The 17,431-nt window shown below is 37.9% G+C and carries 18 protein-coding genes; 7 read left to right on the top strand and 11 right to left on the bottom strand.

Annotation, left to right across the window (positions count from 1 at the left end):
* Nucleotides 1-7 precede the first annotated feature (7 nt).
* The 4 genes from EWM59_RS08280 to EWM59_RS08265 all read left to right on the top strand — a co-directional run bounded on the left by EWM59_RS08280 (nucleotide 8) and on the right by EWM59_RS08265 (nucleotide 2,638).
* Nucleotides 8-1,039 carry an RluA family pseudouridine synthase gene (locus EWM59_RS08280; RefSeq protein ID WP_130020489.1) on the top strand — a complete coding sequence of 344 codons (1,032 nt, stop codon included), beginning with the start codon at nucleotides 8-10 and terminating at the stop codon, nucleotides 1,037-1,039.
* A 66-nt stretch (nucleotides 1,040-1,105) separates the two neighbouring features.
* Nucleotides 1,106-1,558 (top strand): GNAT family N-acetyltransferase, encoded by a 453-nt coding sequence (locus EWM59_RS08275; RefSeq protein WP_130020488.1) that lies wholly within the window; start codon nucleotides 1,106-1,108, stop codon nucleotides 1,556-1,558.
* A 450-nt stretch (nucleotides 1,559-2,008) separates the two neighbouring features.
* The gene (locus tag EWM59_RS08270; protein WP_130020487.1) at nucleotides 2,009-2,254 is read left to right on the top strand and encodes a hypothetical protein; all 246 of its coding nucleotides are present in this window, start codon (nucleotides 2,009-2,011) and stop codon (nucleotides 2,252-2,254) included.
* 36 nt (nucleotides 2,255-2,290) lie between these two features.
* On the top strand, nucleotides 2,291-2,638 hold the full coding sequence (locus EWM59_RS08265) for a YtxH domain-containing protein (protein WP_130020486.1): 348 nt from the start codon (nucleotides 2,291-2,293) through the stop codon (nucleotides 2,636-2,638).
* Between the two features lie 652 nt (nucleotides 2,639-3,290).
* Here EWM59_RS08265 and EWM59_RS08260 read toward each other — a convergent pair.
* The gene (locus tag EWM59_RS08260; protein WP_130020485.1) at nucleotides 3,291-4,322 is read right to left on the bottom strand and encodes a hypothetical protein; all 1,032 of its coding nucleotides are present in this window, start codon (nucleotides 4,320-4,322) and stop codon (nucleotides 3,291-3,293) included.
* Between the two features lie 403 nt (nucleotides 4,323-4,725).
* On the opposite strand from EWM59_RS08260, the gene EWM59_RS08255 reads away from it, so the two are divergent.
* Entirely contained in the window at nucleotides 4,726-5,265 is a 540-nt protein-coding gene (locus tag EWM59_RS08255) for a YciE/YciF ferroxidase family protein (protein WP_130020484.1), read from the top strand.
* Nucleotides 5,266-5,340: 75 nt separating this feature from the next.
* Here the strand turns inward: EWM59_RS08255 and EWM59_RS08250 are convergent, their stop codons facing one another.
* From EWM59_RS08250 to EWM59_RS08240, 3 genes are read right to left on the bottom strand one after another with little or no spacing between them, the layout of a single operon-like run.
* Complete coding sequence (locus EWM59_RS08250) at nucleotides 5,341-6,186, bottom strand: SDR family oxidoreductase (protein WP_229239314.1); 846 nt, start codon at nucleotides 6,184-6,186, stop codon at nucleotides 5,341-5,343.
* Between the two features lie 44 nt (nucleotides 6,187-6,230).
* Complete coding sequence (locus EWM59_RS08245) at nucleotides 6,231-7,433, bottom strand: NAD(P)/FAD-dependent oxidoreductase (RefSeq protein ID WP_130020482.1); 1,203 nt, start codon at nucleotides 7,431-7,433, stop codon at nucleotides 6,231-6,233.
* Between the two features lie 35 nt (nucleotides 7,434-7,468).
* Complete coding sequence (locus EWM59_RS08240) at nucleotides 7,469-7,936, bottom strand: hypothetical protein (protein ID WP_130020481.1); 468 nt, start codon at nucleotides 7,934-7,936, stop codon at nucleotides 7,469-7,471.
* Between the two features lie 237 nt (nucleotides 7,937-8,173).
* Here EWM59_RS08240 and EWM59_RS08235 point away from each other — a divergent pair, with 237 nt between their 5' ends.
* Entirely contained in the window at nucleotides 8,174-8,671 is a 498-nt protein-coding gene (locus EWM59_RS08235; RefSeq protein WP_130020480.1) for a pyridoxamine 5'-phosphate oxidase family protein, read from the top strand.
* A gap of 72 nt (nucleotides 8,672-8,743) precedes the next feature.
* On the opposite strand, the gene EWM59_RS08230 is transcribed toward EWM59_RS08235, so the two are convergent.
* From EWM59_RS08230 to EWM59_RS08210, 5 genes are read right to left on the bottom strand one after another with little or no spacing between them, the layout of a single operon-like run.
* Complete coding sequence (locus EWM59_RS08230; protein ID WP_130020479.1) at nucleotides 8,744-9,739, bottom strand: polysaccharide deacetylase family protein; 996 nt, start codon at nucleotides 9,737-9,739, stop codon at nucleotides 8,744-8,746.
* 4 nt (nucleotides 9,740-9,743) lie between these two features.
* The gene (locus EWM59_RS08225; protein WP_130020478.1) at nucleotides 9,744-10,502 is read right to left on the bottom strand and encodes an NIPSNAP family protein; all 759 of its coding nucleotides are present in this window, start codon (nucleotides 10,500-10,502) and stop codon (nucleotides 9,744-9,746) included.
* 26 nt (nucleotides 10,503-10,528) lie between these two features.
* Entirely contained in the window at nucleotides 10,529-11,749 is a 1,221-nt protein-coding gene (locus EWM59_RS08220) for a serine hydrolase domain-containing protein (RefSeq protein WP_130020477.1), read from the bottom strand.
* Between the two features lie 49 nt (nucleotides 11,750-11,798).
* A complete protein-coding gene (locus EWM59_RS08215) occupies nucleotides 11,799-13,100 on the bottom strand; it encodes a right-handed parallel beta-helix repeat-containing protein (protein WP_130020476.1) in 1,302 nt (433 codons plus the stop codon).
* Nucleotides 13,101-13,106: 6 nt separating this feature from the next.
* Nucleotides 13,107-14,141 (bottom strand): DUF3500 domain-containing protein, encoded by a 1,035-nt coding sequence (locus tag EWM59_RS08210; RefSeq protein WP_130020475.1) that lies wholly within the window; start codon nucleotides 14,139-14,141, stop codon nucleotides 13,107-13,109.
* A gap of 100 nt (nucleotides 14,142-14,241) precedes the next feature.
* Between EWM59_RS08210 and EWM59_RS08205 the strand changes: the two genes are divergently transcribed.
* Nucleotides 14,242-14,592 (top strand): DoxX family protein, encoded by a 351-nt coding sequence (locus EWM59_RS08205; RefSeq protein WP_130020474.1) that lies wholly within the window; start codon nucleotides 14,242-14,244, stop codon nucleotides 14,590-14,592.
* Between the two features lies 1 nt (nucleotide 14,593).
* On the opposite strand, the gene treF is transcribed toward EWM59_RS08205, so the two are convergent.
* Together treF and EWM59_RS08195 are read right to left on the bottom strand one after the other, a co-directional pair.
* Entirely contained in the window at nucleotides 14,594-16,102 is a 1,509-nt protein-coding gene (treF, locus tag EWM59_RS08200; RefSeq protein ID WP_130020473.1) for an alpha,alpha-trehalase TreF, read from the bottom strand.
* A gap of 16 nt (nucleotides 16,103-16,118) precedes the next feature.
* Nucleotides 16,119-17,372 (bottom strand): MFS transporter, encoded by a 1,254-nt coding sequence (locus EWM59_RS08195; protein ID WP_130020472.1) that lies wholly within the window; start codon nucleotides 17,370-17,372, stop codon nucleotides 16,119-16,121.
* Between the last annotated feature and the right edge of the window lie 59 nt (nucleotides 17,373-17,431).

Raw genomic sequence — 17,431 nt, 5'->3', positions numbered from 1 at the left:
AAGCAGAATGTCTGAAACACAAGAAAATATTGATAACGACGAGGAAGACGAACTCTACGAACACCAGAGAGTTGTGGTTGATAAAGGACAGGCACTGATGCGGCTTGACAAATATCTACCTCATTTTTCTAAAAACATTTCCCGCAATCGCATTCAGAATGCTATTGAGGCAGAAACCATTAAAGTAAATGGCCAGACAGCCAAAGCAAGCTATAAGGTAAAGCCCTTTGATGTTATCACCTATTCTTTACCTAAGCCACCCAGAAATACAGAGCTTATTCCTGAAAACATTCCGCTTAATATCGTTTTTGAAGACGAAGATATTCTCATCATCAACAAACCTGCCGGAATGGTAGTACATCCGGCTTTTGGCAACTGGACAGGCACCTTGGTCAATGGCCTGATTTACTATCTTCAAAACCTACCCACCCATCGCAACGGAGAAATTCGTCCGGGTTTGGTTCATAGAATCGACAAAGATACTTCCGGCTTATTGGTGGTTGCCAAGAATGACTATGCCATGACATTTCTGGCCAATCAGTTTTTTGAACATTCTATTGAACGAACTTACTTCGCCCTTGTATGGGGGGTACCAAAAGAAGAAACCGGTACTATCCATAATTTTATTGGTAGAAGTCTTAAAAATAGAAAAGTATCCGATGTATTTCCGGACGGTTCACAAGGTAAAGAGGCAATTACCCACTATAAAATTCTGAAAGATTTGCGCTATGTTTCACTCGTCCAATGCAATTTAGAAACCGGACGAACCCATCAGATAAGAATACACATGAAGCATCTGGGGCATCCTTTGTTTAATGATGCAGAGTATGGCGGAGATAAAATTCTCAGGGGGCAATTGTTTAATAAATACAGGCAATTTGTTGAAAACTGTTTTGAATTAATGCCTCGTCAGGCGCTTCATGCCAAGACCCTGGGATTTGTGCATCCACGCACCAAACAATGGCTTCAGTTTGATACAGAACTGCCCGATGATTTTAAAAGTGTGCTGACAAAATGGGAAAATTATGTTACTGAATAACCCAAACAGGCAGAAAATAAACAATTTGCAAACAGAAAAAATAAATCTGTAAAACCTACCCCAATTATGAAAATCAGAATCAGAAAAATAAAAAAAGAAGATGTTACACAGGTTTTTAATTTAGTCTATGAATTAGCTGTTTATGAAAAAGCCCCCGAGCAGGTAACCAATACAGTGGATATGATGCTGAAAGATGGCTTTGGCAAAAACAAAATCTTCGGCTGCTTTGTGGCAGAAGTAGATGGTGTAATTCAGGGTATTTCAATCTATTATTACCGCTACTCTACCTGGAAAGGTAAAAGATTATATCTGGAAGATATAGTAGTAACTGAAGCGATGCGTGGCAATGGATTGGGCAAACTATTGTTTGATAAGACCATAGAAGAAGCAAAAAAAACCGAGTGTACGGGCATGATGTGGCAGGTATTAGACTGGAACGAACCCGCCATAAATTTTTATCGTAAAAACTTTCCGACAAGATTTGATGGCGAGTGGATTAATTGCCACCTTGATTTCTGATTGCGTTTCAGAGTTTAGTTATTTTCAATCTCACGTCTTTGTTTTCTGATTTTTCTCTTGTTACTATCTGTAATCAGTTTTTCACCAACAAAGTGAACCCTTGTCTTCCATATTTTTTTGGGGGAGAAGGTTTTCTCTCCATGCCTGTGTTCCATCCAGACTTTACAAGACTTGATGGGGCAAGGTCGGTAGATGTAGCAACTCTGCATGATGAAGAGCAAAAAAAATATAGCAAGTATCTTTCTCATCAAGTATCAGAACGATAATCCGTTTCAGTTATTTTCTGTTTCAGGCAATAAATGTCATCATCTTTTAACTTCTACTATACGTCAACCCATTAGTTGCGTAAATTCCTCGTTTCAATCCACAAATTGGGGAAATCACACCACAATTCTGAATTATTGGCTAAGGTACATTTTTTTTGTCTGTATTGACATTAAATCTACAACCATGAAAAAATCAGAAAAAGTCGATCACCTTGACCACAACGAAGAGGAACAGGTGAAAGAGGAAAAGAATCTTAATTTTAAGAAAATGTTATTGTGGCTCTTTGGATTAGGAATCGTTTTTTCAATCATTGCGTATGTCGGAGGATTTATTACAGTAGGTGGTCCAAATGAAGGCGGCCGCTTCGGTGTTGTAAGTCCTGAAGACTCTACAGCAGTGGTAAAGGGCGATACTTTAAAAGCCGAATAACACATCACACAACTCAATTAAAACACACAACAAAACATGAAAACAGAAAGAGAAGAACTGCTTGATGAAGCAAAATCAAAAAAAGAATCCTTACAGGATAAAGCAGAAAACAAGTATGGTGAAGCCAAGGTTAAAGCCGAAGACTTAAAAGAAAAGGCTAACGACAAATGGGAAGAAACCAAAGAAAATGCCTCAGACGCCTGGGAAAAAACCAAAGATAAAGCCGAAGATTTAAAAGATAAGGCTAACGATAAATGGGAAGAAACCAAAGAAGATGCCTCGGACGCCTGGGAAAAAACAAAGGATAAAGCTGAAGAACTAAAAGATAAAGCAAGTGAGAAATGGGAAGAGGGAAAAGATAAAGTAAAAAGTTGGACAAAATAAGATATTAATCGTGGATTCTATAGTGGTTGTGAAAGTCAAACAGGGGTATAGTACTTTAATATACCCCTTGTTTTAAACCCAACCAGATAGATTTCAGCCAATAAAAATATTTTACTGATAAAGTAAAAAAGAGCGCAACTCAAATACACACAACTAAAAACATTTATAATTCCGGTTCAGACCGGGTTATGATAGTTACTCAAATTCGCACAACTAATAAAATTAAATGTACACGACTTTAAACGAATAGTAAAAATTCACACAAAAGGTTTAATTAGCTATTAGGTTCACACACACTTTAACATAACAGAACAGACTGAATCCGAAGAAGTTTAATACACGCAACGATATTCACTTGTATAGATTTACACACTTTTAAGTTTTTTAGGCCAAACCAATCATTACACACAATTAAGAATAATAGTTACTTAAATTCACACACTTTAACTTTTTAACAGAGGTATTTACTCATAGAGCGTATAACCCCCTCCATGAATTCACACAACTTTAGTTTTTAGACTAAAGTGCGGACGGCCAGTCATTGAAAAATACCTTTGACAATTTATGCTGCTTTTTCAGCTACAAAATCCAAAAGAAAAGGAGACATCAAAAGTGCCTCCTCTTTTTATGCCCAAGTTCCTGAAAATATGAACTAAGCGGCCAGATATTTTTTCGTTTGATATGTTTTGGTCAGCATCTGAGGCTTGATAATCTGGGTAAATCTTTCGCTGGCAAATCCATTTCTCAGATAAGCAGGCAACTCGTTTAATAAAGCCTGATAAGCCTCTATACCCAGTGCTTTTACGAGATACATTTCATGTACCAGATTAATGTAATAAACTATTCCTATCAGCGATTCGTGAAAGGCATCAAAAGCAATATTAGCATTCAGGTAACGTTCAATCTCCCGGTTGCTTTCCGAATACTTCAAACGGCCTAATAAATCAAAAACAGTAGTTATAGGCAGCTGTGAGGTAATTTTCTCCCAATCCTGTTTTGAAAATTTGAGAATCGGGTCGCCTGTTTTTTTATTTTTCAGGGCTGTATCTTCATTACTCTGTATTACCTCTCTTAATTTTCTGGCTTTGAGAGTTCGGGTGGTTTTTAAAAATTGTGCTACATGAGATACCACATCTTCTTCGCCCTTCAGATAATCCACACTTGGCTGAACTTCTGACTCAGGCAAGCGATGAATTTTGAAATCATTGTAATTACCCGAACTATAATAGCCTAAAGAAGACGGATAAAACCCTCTTTCAACCCATTTAGCCATGCGTTCAGATAAAACGCTTTCATCAGAGGTATAAACGCCCTGAGTACCCATAAGTGCCCTTGTCGAGTAAAATATACTGAAATAAGCCTGTGGGAATGTCCAGTGCAGAGAATGATTGACAAACTGGGTATCCGGTGATTTTGCAACATTTCTTAACGAAAACTCTGTATTCCAGGCATTCAGTAGCATGGCCTTTATATAATTTACCCTGTTATCGTTCATAAAAGGCTTGAATTTCTTCCAAAAAGGCAATGAGGACAGGTTATTCATTTGGTTGCCTTTATCAATATTACGATAAACGGCTTCGAAATGGTTAAAGAATACTTGCGCAGGGATGGACGACGCATCCATCATAGTTAATTTTCCTGACTGGTAATTTTTAATGACTGAATTTCTTTCAATATTTTCCATTATTGACAGCTTGATTTAAGTATGTAAAAGGTTTGGGAAACAGGAATATTTTTTTGATAGAAAACACCCCTATTTTATAACGAAAAATATTCAAAAAAAATTCGTTTGTACCTAAAAAAAATATCTCATAAATAACTTATAATCAAATACTTATAAAATATTCCTATCAATTATTTCAAATTTATATTGTAAGCCCGAAAAAACCATTTCAATAGACACTTTTTCATTAAAAAAAATGAGGATTCCTTACCTCTGAAAACTAAAATATTGAATGTTTTGAGGAGCATTTTTACCGCATTTTAAAGTTTAAGAATCTGACTATTTTAATGGAACAGATTTTTTATCATTTTATCAAAGTCGCAAGTACTTCTCTTATTTTTTATCAATTAAAATTCAGGGAATCATGAAAAATCCTAATCAGAATCTGAGTTCGAAATTTTCAGAACATGATGGTGAAAAACTAAAAACACTTTTTACAGATGGCTTGAAAGACCTTTACTGGGCCGAAAACCATTTAGTGAAAGCATTACCGAAAATGTCGAAGGCAGCAACGTCAGAAGCCCTCAAAATGGCTTTTGATAAACACCTGATTGAAACCGAAAAACATGTAAACCGTCTTGAGCGTGTTTTTGAGATAATCGGCGAAAAAATTCAATCAAAGGAGTGTCCTGCTATGGAAGGGCTATTGCAGGAAGGCGACGAAATTGTCCGCTCCACAGATACCCGAAGTTTTGTGAGAGATTGCGGTCTGATTATGGCAGCGCAAAAGGTTGAGCATTACGAAATAGCCTCTTATGGCACACTGCGTAATATTGCCCGTATTCTGGGTCATTTTGAGGTAGCAGAGATACTGCAAACCACTTTAGATGAAGAAGGTGAGGCAGACCATCAATTAACCGAACTGGCCGAAACCCACATTAACGAAGAAGCAGCCTTGGAATAATATTGTTTAAGCTCAGACATAGAAAAACGCCTTATGATTGGTTCATAAGGCGTTTTTCTATGATAAGCCTATCAATTATCCATTTACAGGCTCGCCGCCATTAATATGTATCACCTGACCGCTGATATAGCTGGCATCTTCTGAAGCCAGAAAAACATAAGCAGGAGCTACTTCAGCAGGCTGGCCGGGTCTTTTCATGGGTGTTTTTTTTCCAAACTTCCGTTGATGCTCTTTTGAGAAAGTGGAGACAATCAAAGGTGTCCAGATTGGCCCGGGTGCAACTGCATTTACTCTGATATGCTTTTCAGCCAACATGCCCGATAAAGTTCTTGTAAAGGCCACTATAGCCCCTTTAGAGGACGAATAATCCAAAAGTAAAGGATTTCCTCTGTAAGCAACTACCGAGGCTGTATTAATAATTGAACTGCCTTTTTTCAGATGAGGCAATGCTGCCTTCACCAGATAAAAATTTGAGAAGATATTAATCTCAAATGTTTGTTTCATTTGTTCTGAGCTTATGTCCTCCACCTCCTCCTGTGGAAACTGTACTCCCGCATTATTTACCAGAATATCTATCTTCCCCCACTCCTTCAACACCTTTTCTACTATATCAGTGCAATTGGTTTCTTTGCTGACGTCTGATTCAATCAATAGAGCCTTGGTTCCCTTCTCCTCAACCAGTTTTTTGGTCTCTTCTGCATCTTCGGTATGTTTCCTGTAAACAATGGCTACATTGGCTCCTTCCCTGGCAAATGCAATACATATGGCCCTCCCTATTCCGCTATCGCCACCTGTAATTATGGCTACTTTATTCAATAGCTTTTGAGGTTTTCTGTCGTAAGGTCTTTCAAATACAGGCTTATCTTTCATATTCTTCTCTTTCGAGACCGCCTGATTGATTTCTTTTTCATGTTGTTTCATAGCCATCAAGTTTATTCATATCCCCTAAAAAACTATACCTGTTTTTACCTGTCAAACCTGAAAATAGCCTCACCAGCATTTTTTTTCCCGACCAGAGCATCTCTGATAATTTCGGCCGCAATCTGACTGAAAACAATTCCATTACCACCAAACCCCAAGGCAAAATAAGTATCGGGATGTTCGTCTACTTTACCAATATAAGGTAATCCGTCTTTGGTTTCAGCAAAAGTACCTGCCCATCTGAAATCAGTTCTGAAATCTAAATCAGGGAATTTCTTTTCAAAGGCTTTTTCCAGTTGCAATGCCTTTTTCCCGGTAAGTTTATCTCTTTTATCGGGATTGTAGAATGGTTCGTCTTTGCCGCCGATTAGTATACGGTTATCGTCAGTAGTCCTTATGTATAAATACGGTCGGGCAGTTTCCCAGATCAGGCAATTCTGATACCACAAATTTTTAGTTTCAAGAGGTTCACTGACAATAGCAAAAGAAGAATTAAAATCCACAACTTTTTGAGAAAGATATTCCTGAGATTCGTATCCACAGGCAATAATCAGTTTTTTTGCCTTTACAGTGTCGCCAAAATTCGTATGAAGCTCTACCCCCGATTTATGCTGATTAATCTTCACTACTTCTGTTTTGTCAAAAACACATAAACCATTGTCCATCGCATGGTTCAATAGTTCATGGGTAAAAGAATAGGCATCAACTTGTGCGCCTGTTTCTGAAAGTAACGCTGCAGGTGCAGAAAATGGGAACAAACCCTTAATATCTTCCTCAGACAGCAATTCAAGTTCAATGCCGATGTTTTTCCTGAGTTGATATTCGGTTTTTATTTCTTTCACATCTTTTTTGGTGGAAGCATAATAAAAGCTTTTCTTCAACGAAAACCCGACATCTTTTTTTAGAGACTTAACAATCTTATGAATTTGCTGAATAGCTTCCACACACATCAGGTAACTCTGATTTGCGTTTTTTGACCCTACATATTTTGTAAGTTCACCTAAGGGCGTATCAATTTCATATTGCAGCAGTGAGGTACTGGCGCAGGTACTTCCCATACCAATTTTTCGCTTGTCTAATACGATGGCCGGGATACCGGCTTCTGTTAAATGGTAGGCTATCAGAGCACCTGTGATACCTCCGCCCATAATAGCCACATCAGTAGAATAAGATTGTTTAATTGAAGGGTATGAACGAACAATACCACTTCGCATTAACCAGAATGGCGATTCAGTTCTTAAATCCATGTAGTTGTGTGAATAATCAAATGCTTTGTTGTACTTTAATAAACCAATGCCAAATCAAATGCTTCCTGTGTTGATTCAAAAGATTTACGCAGACTTGAAATATGTTTTCCTAATAGTGTTAATAATTCGGGCAATGATAAAAACTGAATAGCAGTCAAAGCTGAAGCATAGGCTTTTTCGGCAAATTTATCGCCTAACTGGCAAGACAAAGCCACTGTTCGGGGATTAGTTGATGATGCCGCCATCGTGAAATAAAACTGAGATTGATGTATCTTTTCATGCTCAATTTTATTGGGTCTTGCTCTGTCTACATGAACTGCCGCTATCGAGCGATTGATACATTCAGTCAAATCGTTCGTTTCATTAATTTGTACTTGAAAATACTTTTTTGAATTGCCATTTTTTATCATGTCAACAGCTTTCTGGTAGCCTTTTACTCTCACTGCATTAATTTCACGGAGTAGTATCAAGCTCCTCATTGCCTCTTCATTAAACTTTTCCATGGGTGTAAAAGGATTTGATTCGGGAATAAAATTCGATGATTTTATACTATTTACTTTAGTAAAAAATCATTCCACAGCATGATTCTCCTCATATTTATATTCCTTGTGCATTTTATTACTCATCGTGCTGTTGTTATTCTTACCCAGCCTTTTTCTATCGATTAGGTTTCCATTAATTTCCATCATATGGAATACATTTTTCAGATTCTATCAGACGATACAAAACTTTGAATAACCATGAAAAAAGAAGAACAAAAAACGCAGGCAGATATTCGTGAAATGGTGAAAGACATCAGATTCGCTATGCTTTGTACCAATACCCAAAAAGGACATATTCATAGCCGTCCGATGGGAACGCAAGGAATGGACAATGAGGGAAATATCTGGTTTCTGACAGCAAAAGATTCTCAGAAATTAGCTGAAATAAAGGCTAATGCCAATGTGTGCGTTTGTTACGCTGCTCCTTCAGATAATACGTATGTCTGCATTATGGGTGAAGCCGAGGAAGTAGACGACCAAAGAAAAATAGATAAATACTGGAATCCTATGGCCAAAGTGTGGTTTCCTGAAGGGAAGGATGATCCAAACCTGACCTTAATAAAAGTTATTCCCCATGAAGCGGAGTATTGGGACAGTGATTCAAACAGGGTTGTAGCAGGTATAAAAATGCTGACTACACTTTTAATGGGAAAAGAATATGCCGAAGAAGGTGCTTATGGTACCGTGAAATTCTGATTACACAATCAAGTATAAACAAAGTGCCTGTAAAGCGGAATATTTCAACATAATCCGCCTTTTTTCGTCCGACTATTTGACTTTATCTCTTCTTTCTTTGAGTTCTCTCCAGGTTGTCATGATAATCCCATTATCCTGAATATATTTCTTTAAAGCAGGGTCTATCATGGCCAACAAATCACCTCTGCGGTTATTACCAGAATCAGAAATATGCTCAAAAACCTCGGTAGTTGCTGTACAGTGCATAATTACCATAGTTACGCCCGGCTGTAAATCTTTAAATGATTCAATATATTTTGCTGTTTTATATTTTTGCAGAACCTCGTCGCTTACTTTCTGATTTTTATACTGATTCCAGTCGTAACTGATATTATGCAAATCGTCTAATACAGGCAGACCAGCCTCCCATAGTTTCTTACCAATAGCTTGTGCCTGTTCTAATTTTAATCCGGTTGCACCAATGTCTTTCATTATCATGTGGTCGTGACCACCCGGAAACATCACAGGGATTTTTTGCTCCATGCCTACTTTCAGGTATCTTTCCAGATAATCGGCTCTTGCAAAAAGGGTACCCATGTGCGAGTCCATGTGTGTAGGCTCAAAACCCATCGTACGGGCACGGTCTAACTGACTTCTGATTTCTTTTTCAATATCATCGGCTGTGGCATGGGTAGCCGTTCCCTGAACATTTCTCCACATAGCTCCTTCTTCATCTACCAGATTGGGTACATTTGCTTTCCCTGCCAATGGTCCCCAACGATAATCCTTCCATTCAGAGGTGAGCGTCAGATGCAATCCGGCATCTGTTTCAGGGTGATTTTTTAAATAATGAACAAACCCTGGAACCCACGGGCAAGGCATCATGACACTTAATGAGTTAGCAACACCCTCTTCAATGGCTTTGATGGCTCCTATATTAGAATCGTAGGACATTCCCACATCATCAACATGCATAATGATTACTTTGGCTCCTTTCGGATAGCCTAATTTTTCGGCATAGGTGGTATTCTGGGCTGAGACATTGAGCGTAAGTAAAATTCCTGTGAGGATAGCTAAAGAGGTTTTCATTGTATTAGATTTGAGAGTAGGTGGTTGGTTCTAAAAAAACTCTGATAATTCGTGATACTGTATTAGCATATTCGGGTAAGGGAGAGATTCTTTTCCAGTCTGCATCAGCACTGAATGCTTTCCAGTTGGCATCTCTTTCTTCCATATTTTTAAAAGTAAGCATATAGGTCAGGCATGGCTGATGTTCACCAGCTATGACTTCTCCGAAAAATACAGGATTTAACTTTGTTTGATAAAAAATCTTAATTTCTTCCTCATTAAACATCTTTATCTTCCTTCGGGCGGCATCTTCAGAAAAACTTTCATAGGTTCTCATTTCAAAAAAACGTTGTTCAACATTAGGCTTAATCATTTGAGGAAGGCCATCAAATGCCATAAGAAGAGAGGTAGTATATCTGAAATAAGGTGCTTTATCCGGTAACAGACTATTGTATTCCTGACTTGCCTCCTTAAATTTATCATCAGATTTAATCTGTACACTTATGTTGGCATATTGCTCAATTGACGAATATGGAATTAAAACATAAATTTTTGCGGGTTCAGACTTCCCAATTTCTTTAAATACGCCAACATTTTTTACGCCCAATCTATTCAACGCAGGGATTAAAGCATTTTTAAAATAATTTTCAAGATTGGAAACCGGAGAGCCAAAACGAAGTTCATACTCACGAATTTCATAGAACTCTTTCCTTGGTGCTGCCATTTGTCCAAAAACACTAATACTCAGGAAAACGAAGAAGAAAGTTAAGAATGTTTGTTTCATTAAATTATTAATCATAGGTTGAAAATTTATTTATTAAAGGCTTCCAATACTCGTTTTACAAGTCCATCAGTATTACTATTCATAATCCAGCGACTCACAATCACTAATTCATGGTCGGGGTCAATAAAAACCATATTGGTACCATTGCCTATATGGCAATAAACATTGGCATTGGCACTTGGGAACAGTTTTTTGTCGGTATTCAGAAACCAGTTCATATAGCCATAAGTAGGTTCTGGTTCCGTAGGTGTTAAAGCTTGCTTTACCCAGTTTTCGGAGAGTAATTGTTGTCCGTTCCACCGTCCTCTGTGTAAGGTAAGTAATCCGAAACGAGCCATATCATAAGCATTAATAAACATGCCCCCACCCCAATGCCCGCCACCGCTGACAGACTGCACGGCTTGTCCGTCAAGCACTATCCATGCATTTCTGTAACCAGTCCAACGCCAGGTATTAGAGGCACCTATTTTGTCCATAATATGTTCTTTCAGCACTTGCGGTAGAGGTTTACGCCATACACTCAGGGCAGCCAGCGAAAGCACATTTACTCTAACATCATTATATTCATACACGGTTCCCTGCTTATTTCTTCGGCGATTCAACCATTGGCTTGCGTCTTTATCGGGTCTGTCGGCCCAGTCGGGTTTCCCCCACAAGGTTCCCTCCCAATCGCTGGTTTGTCTCAGTAGTGCGTCCCAGGTTATGGTTTTGTTATGAGGTGTGTTAAACAATTGCAGAAGTTCTGGTTTACCAAAATCATCTGCCGGACGATTCACAGGCTCGCCATATAGTTCGATTGGCGGAATATAATTGACTACGGTATCTGCTACATTTTTAATCAAGCCTTTATCTACCGCAAGACCTACTACGCTTGAAAGAAAACTTTTAGTAACACTATGAGTCATATCACATCTTTTAGGCTCACCCCATTGCGCTACAATATAACCCTTATAGATAATCAACCCGGTTGGTTCTCCCCTCTCGGCAAATGGTCCTATTCCGTTACCAAAGGGTTCTTTCCCAAAACTCTGATAGTGAGAAACCTCCATGTTTCTTGGGTTCTTCGCATCATTGGCAATGGCAAAATTGATGGCCTCTTCTATTTTTGCTGCATTCAAGCCTAACTCAGCAGGTTTTTTCTGCTGCCATTCGTTAGCGGGCGGGAAATACAAATCATTAGCTTTCTTTTGACCAAAACTCCTATGAATAAGGAGTAAACCTAAAGCGAGTATATAGTACTTTATCATTTATTTTAGTATTGGCTGACCTGCCATTTGATACAGAATTGCCAGTTTATTATCTTTTTTTCTTTACAATATTGTCTTTAAAATAGACCTTATTACTTCCCACTTCCTTATCAGCAAAGATATACTTCCCATTCTTTTCAATTTCAAAGTAATTATTTACTACTTTAATTCCTCTGAAATGTGTACCTGATAATCGTATGCCACAAGGTATCCCATTTACTATATTTCTGGCGTCAACATAGGATTTATTATTCTTCACTTCACAATTCACCACCTCGTTATCTGCATTATCTCCCCAGAAAGTAATACTTCCATAATTGTTTTTCAGACCATCATTACGGCTGATATTGTTCAGGATTTTGTTATTGCTGAATTTTACCGGACAATCAAACTGCGCCAGTAAATAGCCTGCGCCTTCATTATCATGCGAATAGCAATCTCTGATAATACAATTAGTTGACCCACCATCGATATCAAACCCTCCCCCATCTTTTGTTAATCCTGCATGGTTATGATGTGATTCACTTTTCTGTATAATACTGTTTTTACACATCCAAACCCAGATTCCTACAGGGCCGCCTCCGGTACATCGGTTATCTGCCCCATTTTCGTAGGCTTCACAATGTTCAATCAGCACATTATCAATACCGGCCATCACAATGCCATTGCCAGAATGGTTCTGCGTTTTAGCAAGTATGCCTCTGTTATTAAAAGTCTTGTTATAGGCCAAGTAAAAATTTTTATGAGGAATACTGGGGTATTTTGATAAAGACCCAATACCTGCTTCGCCGTTTTCATTTACCATTGTATGAGTAATGCTCACATTTCTATAGCCGGAAGTATCGCTTTTATCTCCCATAATCAGTATGCCGTATTTATGAAAACCTTTTACCTCACAGCTATCAATGGCAATAAAATTCAGCGATTTGGCAGGAAAATCTGTGTAAAATTCAATACCATTTTGCTTGTTTTTCCCAACACCATCACCTTGAAAAATTAGTTTTGACACTTTAATGCCTTCGCAATTATAGGCAAATAAGCCTCTCTCCTGCCCTGCTTCAATGATTGCTGATGTACCGCCATAACTACTGATAATAACCGGATTATTGGCAGTGCCACCATCAAGGCTATCTAATAGTAGGTTTCCTTTAAAAGACTTTCCTCCCTCAAAAAGCACCCTGTCTCCTGCTTTCAGAATCATATTGTTTACTTTTTCTATACTTAGCCAGGCAGTTTTTATGCTTAGCCCATCATTACTATCCTTTCCATTCGGGCTGATAAAATATGCTTTCTGTCTGTTTTGGTAACTAAATACTGAAAATAAAAGAACTATATACGCCAGTAACTTCATGAAGTTCTATTTTTTAATATGCGCTTGCTCATAATGCTTTTTAAGAATATCTTCTCCAAAGTCATTGGTTAAATCACGGGTTACCGTATGAATATGGTTGCCATTATTCTGTGTATTATCATATTCTATCAGAATTACATCATTCTGAATTCTGTAATAATGCCCGTTACTTTCACCATATTTTTTCCCACCTGCCCACACAAACCGTAGTTTGTTTAACCCGGCTTTCTCTATCTTTATCATTAATTCATTAGAGAATCCTAAAGGATAGTTTTTAATATATACACTTAGTAAACGTAGAAATAGTTTTTGTTGGGCAGGGGTCATTTCTTCAAAAGTAATACCCTCATTGGCAAGGGCGTTTACTTTGCGCTTATTACCGGTAATAATATCACCGGGTGCTGTTTCTGATAGGATTACTTTCTGAATTTGTTCGGGCGAAAAGGAATTTAACAGTTCAAATCCAAAATTTACTTCATCTTTCAATATCTGATAGCCTTTCTTTTCGCCACTCGGTACAATGCCCGGATTACTGCCAAAAAACAGAGGGGTAGCCGAAACTATCTTACCTGATTCAGAAGAAAAATTCAAGGAAAGATGATGCCCTTCTACCCGCCAACCCCAAAGTTTTTTCGCATCAGGCGTTCCGAAAATAGTAAAATAATATTTCACTGGGCTTCGGTAATCGCTTTCGGGTGGTGCTTTTTCAAGTTCTTTCAGAATAATCTCCAGTTGAATAATAGCAATGGCTTTTTCCTGTCCTTGCTGGCTTAAAGTAGCTTTCAACAAGTTCATGGCTGCTGCTTTTTGCTTGTCATCCATGTCTCTGAGCATCAGACCATTTCTGGCTTTTGGAACGAAATACCAGTTAAACCGTTCCTCAGAGTCATACCCATAATTAATTTTCTCCAATTGCGCTTTATCCAGCATCTTCAGTAAGTCAGAAGCAGCATTTACAATGAGTTTATTGTCTGTGGCATTTTGTGCAAACGTGTTTTGACAATAAACCCAGACTATACACAAGGCAAGTAGCGTTTTCATAGTAAATGTTCGGATGGTTGAATATTATTACCAAGTAAATTCTATTTGCCATAAAAAACAAATTAATTTGCAGAGATAATACTCATCTATCATGTTTACTATGAAGACCATTAGCCTATATCTGGCAGCATTGTTATTTATTATTGCAGGCATTTCTCATTTCAGAAAAGAGAGATTCTATCTGAAAGCCATGCCCCCTTACGTTCCATATCACCATGCTATGGTTCTGATAAGTGGAGTTGCAGAAATATTACTGGGAATTGGTTTATTATTTCCTTTAACAAGGGTATATGCTGCCTGGGGTTTAATACTGCTCTTAATAGCTGTTTTTCCGGCCAATATTTATATGGTTACCTCGGGCAAATTTCATCGGATACCCTCAGTTCTTTTATGGCTTAGGCTACCCTTACAAATCGTACTCATCTGGTGGATTTATCAATATACCCTATAATCTATTCGTTCATCATTTTTAGTAATACCCCATTTGTCCAACCAAAACCATCCTGATTTGGGTATTCTCCTCCTCCGGCTTCCAGATTATCATCGTACACGTTGTACTTTTCTGTCATTTTCCCGGTTTCTTTATATACTTTCAGGTTAAGGTCAACCCATCGGCTTTTAATTTTATCAGCCAGTTCATTCAGTCCATAGTTCTTTAAACCTTTATAGGCTATCCATTGCAAAGGTGCCCATCCATTAGGTGCATCCCATTGTTGGCCCGTAAATGCCAGTGTGGTTAATAATCCTCCTGTTTTCAAAAATTTCTCTTCTAAAATCTCGGCAACGCTTTTCGCCTGTTCAGCAGTGGCTATCGAAAAGAATAGCGGAAATGTTGCGGCTAATGTTTCAATTTCTTTTTGTTTCTTCTGGATAAAATCAAAATCGAAATAAAAACCCTTTTCTTCATTCCAGCAATATTTCTGAATCGCTTCTCTTCGGTTCTGCGCCAGTGTTTTATATCTCTTGGCGGTTATAGTACTTTTCTGTGAGGCATATACCTCTGCTATAGTTTCTTCCAGAAATACTAATAGACAATTCAAATCAACTGGAATAATATCAGTGGTATGTATGCTATGGAAAGCGTCAGGATTTTTAAACCAGCGGCTACTGAAATCCCAGCCTGATTCTGCGGCTGCTCTTAAATGCCTGTATAGTTCTTCCGGCTTTTGCTCACTATGCTGTGCCAGTTCAAAATCTTCTTTAAAAGCTTCGGGGCGAGGCGTACAATAATTATCCCAGTAGCGGTTCAGAACAGAGCCATCAGGCATCTTCACTACTCTTTTAACCGCGGTTGTTTCACCCTTTAGCAAGCGTTTCCCCTCTGTCCAGAACTCATGTTCCTTTTCCATATAGGGCAAATAATCTTTCAATACTTGCGGGCCTTTTTCTTCGCTCAACAATTTAAGCATTAAAGCATAAAAAGGTGGTTGCGAACGACCTATATAATAAATCCGATTAGCATTAGGAATATGGCCGACTTTATAAATCAGGTATGAAAAATTATCCACCATTGCCTGAATCATCTCCGTTTTTCCTGACTCCTGCAAGCCCAACATCGTAAAATAACTGTCCCAGTAATATACTTCTCCGAAACGGCCACCCGGTACTATATACGGATTAGGTAAGGGAATCAAAGAAGATTTTTCATTGTGAGGCTCACGTGTCAGTACACTCCATAGTTCTTCTATATGTTCTTTGGCTGATTCACTTTTATCAGAAATATAAGAAGTTTCATGCCCATGAGGCAAATCAAAATTATTGAGCACAAAAGTTGTTAAATCAAAATCTGACAAGTTTTTTTGTTCAGCATAGCGAATTTTTATTTCCTGTAAACTCTCCTGATTATTAATGCCTTTGGGCGTACAGTCCGGAAAAGTTTTATTATCAGGAAACACGTTTGCCAACTGCACATCTTCAAATAGTTCGCCTAACTCGTGTATATATTTAATAGGTTCTTGCATTTTCTTTTATCTCCAATCAATGCCCGCCTTTGGTATTGAATTCTATGTTTTTACCCGATTTTTTCTGAATATTATTTAATAAGAACAAGCAAATAATTAAAATACCCATAGGTATTAAAGAGAAATAAAAGGCTTTACTACCTCCTATTTCCTTAAAAAGATAACCCACCAGACGAGAGCCTAAAGTACCACCTATAGCAGAAAAGAAGGTGAGTAAAGACGCCATAGGGCTATGAAAGATTTTTTCAGTAGCACTTAATACGATAGAATTTACCAATGGATAAAGTGGTGCTAAAAAGAAGCCTATCAGCGGAAACACATAAGCAATTACGGGTACATCTGCCAGAGAGTTAATGGTCTTTACTTCTAAATTATTAGTTTGCGGTAAAACCAGAATAACCATCAAAGCTGCGCCTATCAGGCAAGTTAATAAAATGGTCAGCCAGTATATCTTTTTAATGAGTATGGAAGAAACAAACCTACCACCTGCTATTGAAAGCATAAGTATCACTGCCATAAATACACTGGTTCTTTCAGGTAAATGCAGTACTTTTTCATTAAAAGTTGGCAACCAACTCATAATCCCCTGCTCGGTCATTACATACATAAAAGCCGCTATCGCAAATACCAACACCATCGGGCGTTGCAACAGACTAATCATCTGTTTAAAATCATCTGCTATATTGCTCCCCGGAATCTCAAAATTAAGTGAATCAAAATCAGAAAAAAGCAGAAACAGAAAAGAGATAGCAACCAGCACCGCCACAACCAGATAAACCCTCAACCAGGCATCAGGATCAGTATCGCTATAAAACAAAGGAAAAGAAACAAAAGCTACCGCAATACCTACCATAAAAAAACTTTCGATAGAACTCAGCATACTTTTATGTGCTTTATCATCGGCTGCTAACAACCCAACTAATGAATAAACCGATACTTTTATAACCGCAAAAGAAATACCTACACAGGCAAATAAAATTCTTACTGCCGTAAACGAATTGCCGAAATACATACCAATACACCCAAAAAATACCAATGCCAAAGCCATTAACATTCCTTTTTTATAACCTAATCTTGGCAGAAAAGAACCCACAAAAAAAGAGACAAAGGCAATGGATAAATCTTTGAATGCTTCTAAAGAACTTGCCGCTAATTCATCAACATGGTAAGTATTGATTGATTTCTGAATCAGAATTCCTACGCTATTTAATAAAATGGCAAAAACAAAATAATTGAGGTAAAGAGACAGTTTGATTTTCCAGTTTTTCATAGATGTTATTCAGGATAGAGATAAGTTAAATAATCATGAACTAATGATTTTACCAGCTA

This window comes from Emticicia agri, assembly GCF_004168285.1.
Lineage (GTDB): Bacteria > Bacteroidota > Bacteroidia > Cytophagales > Spirosomataceae > Emticicia > Emticicia agri.
The sequence above is the reverse complement of the archived record's forward strand: the minus strand, read 5'-3'. Positions and strand labels throughout refer to the sequence as shown.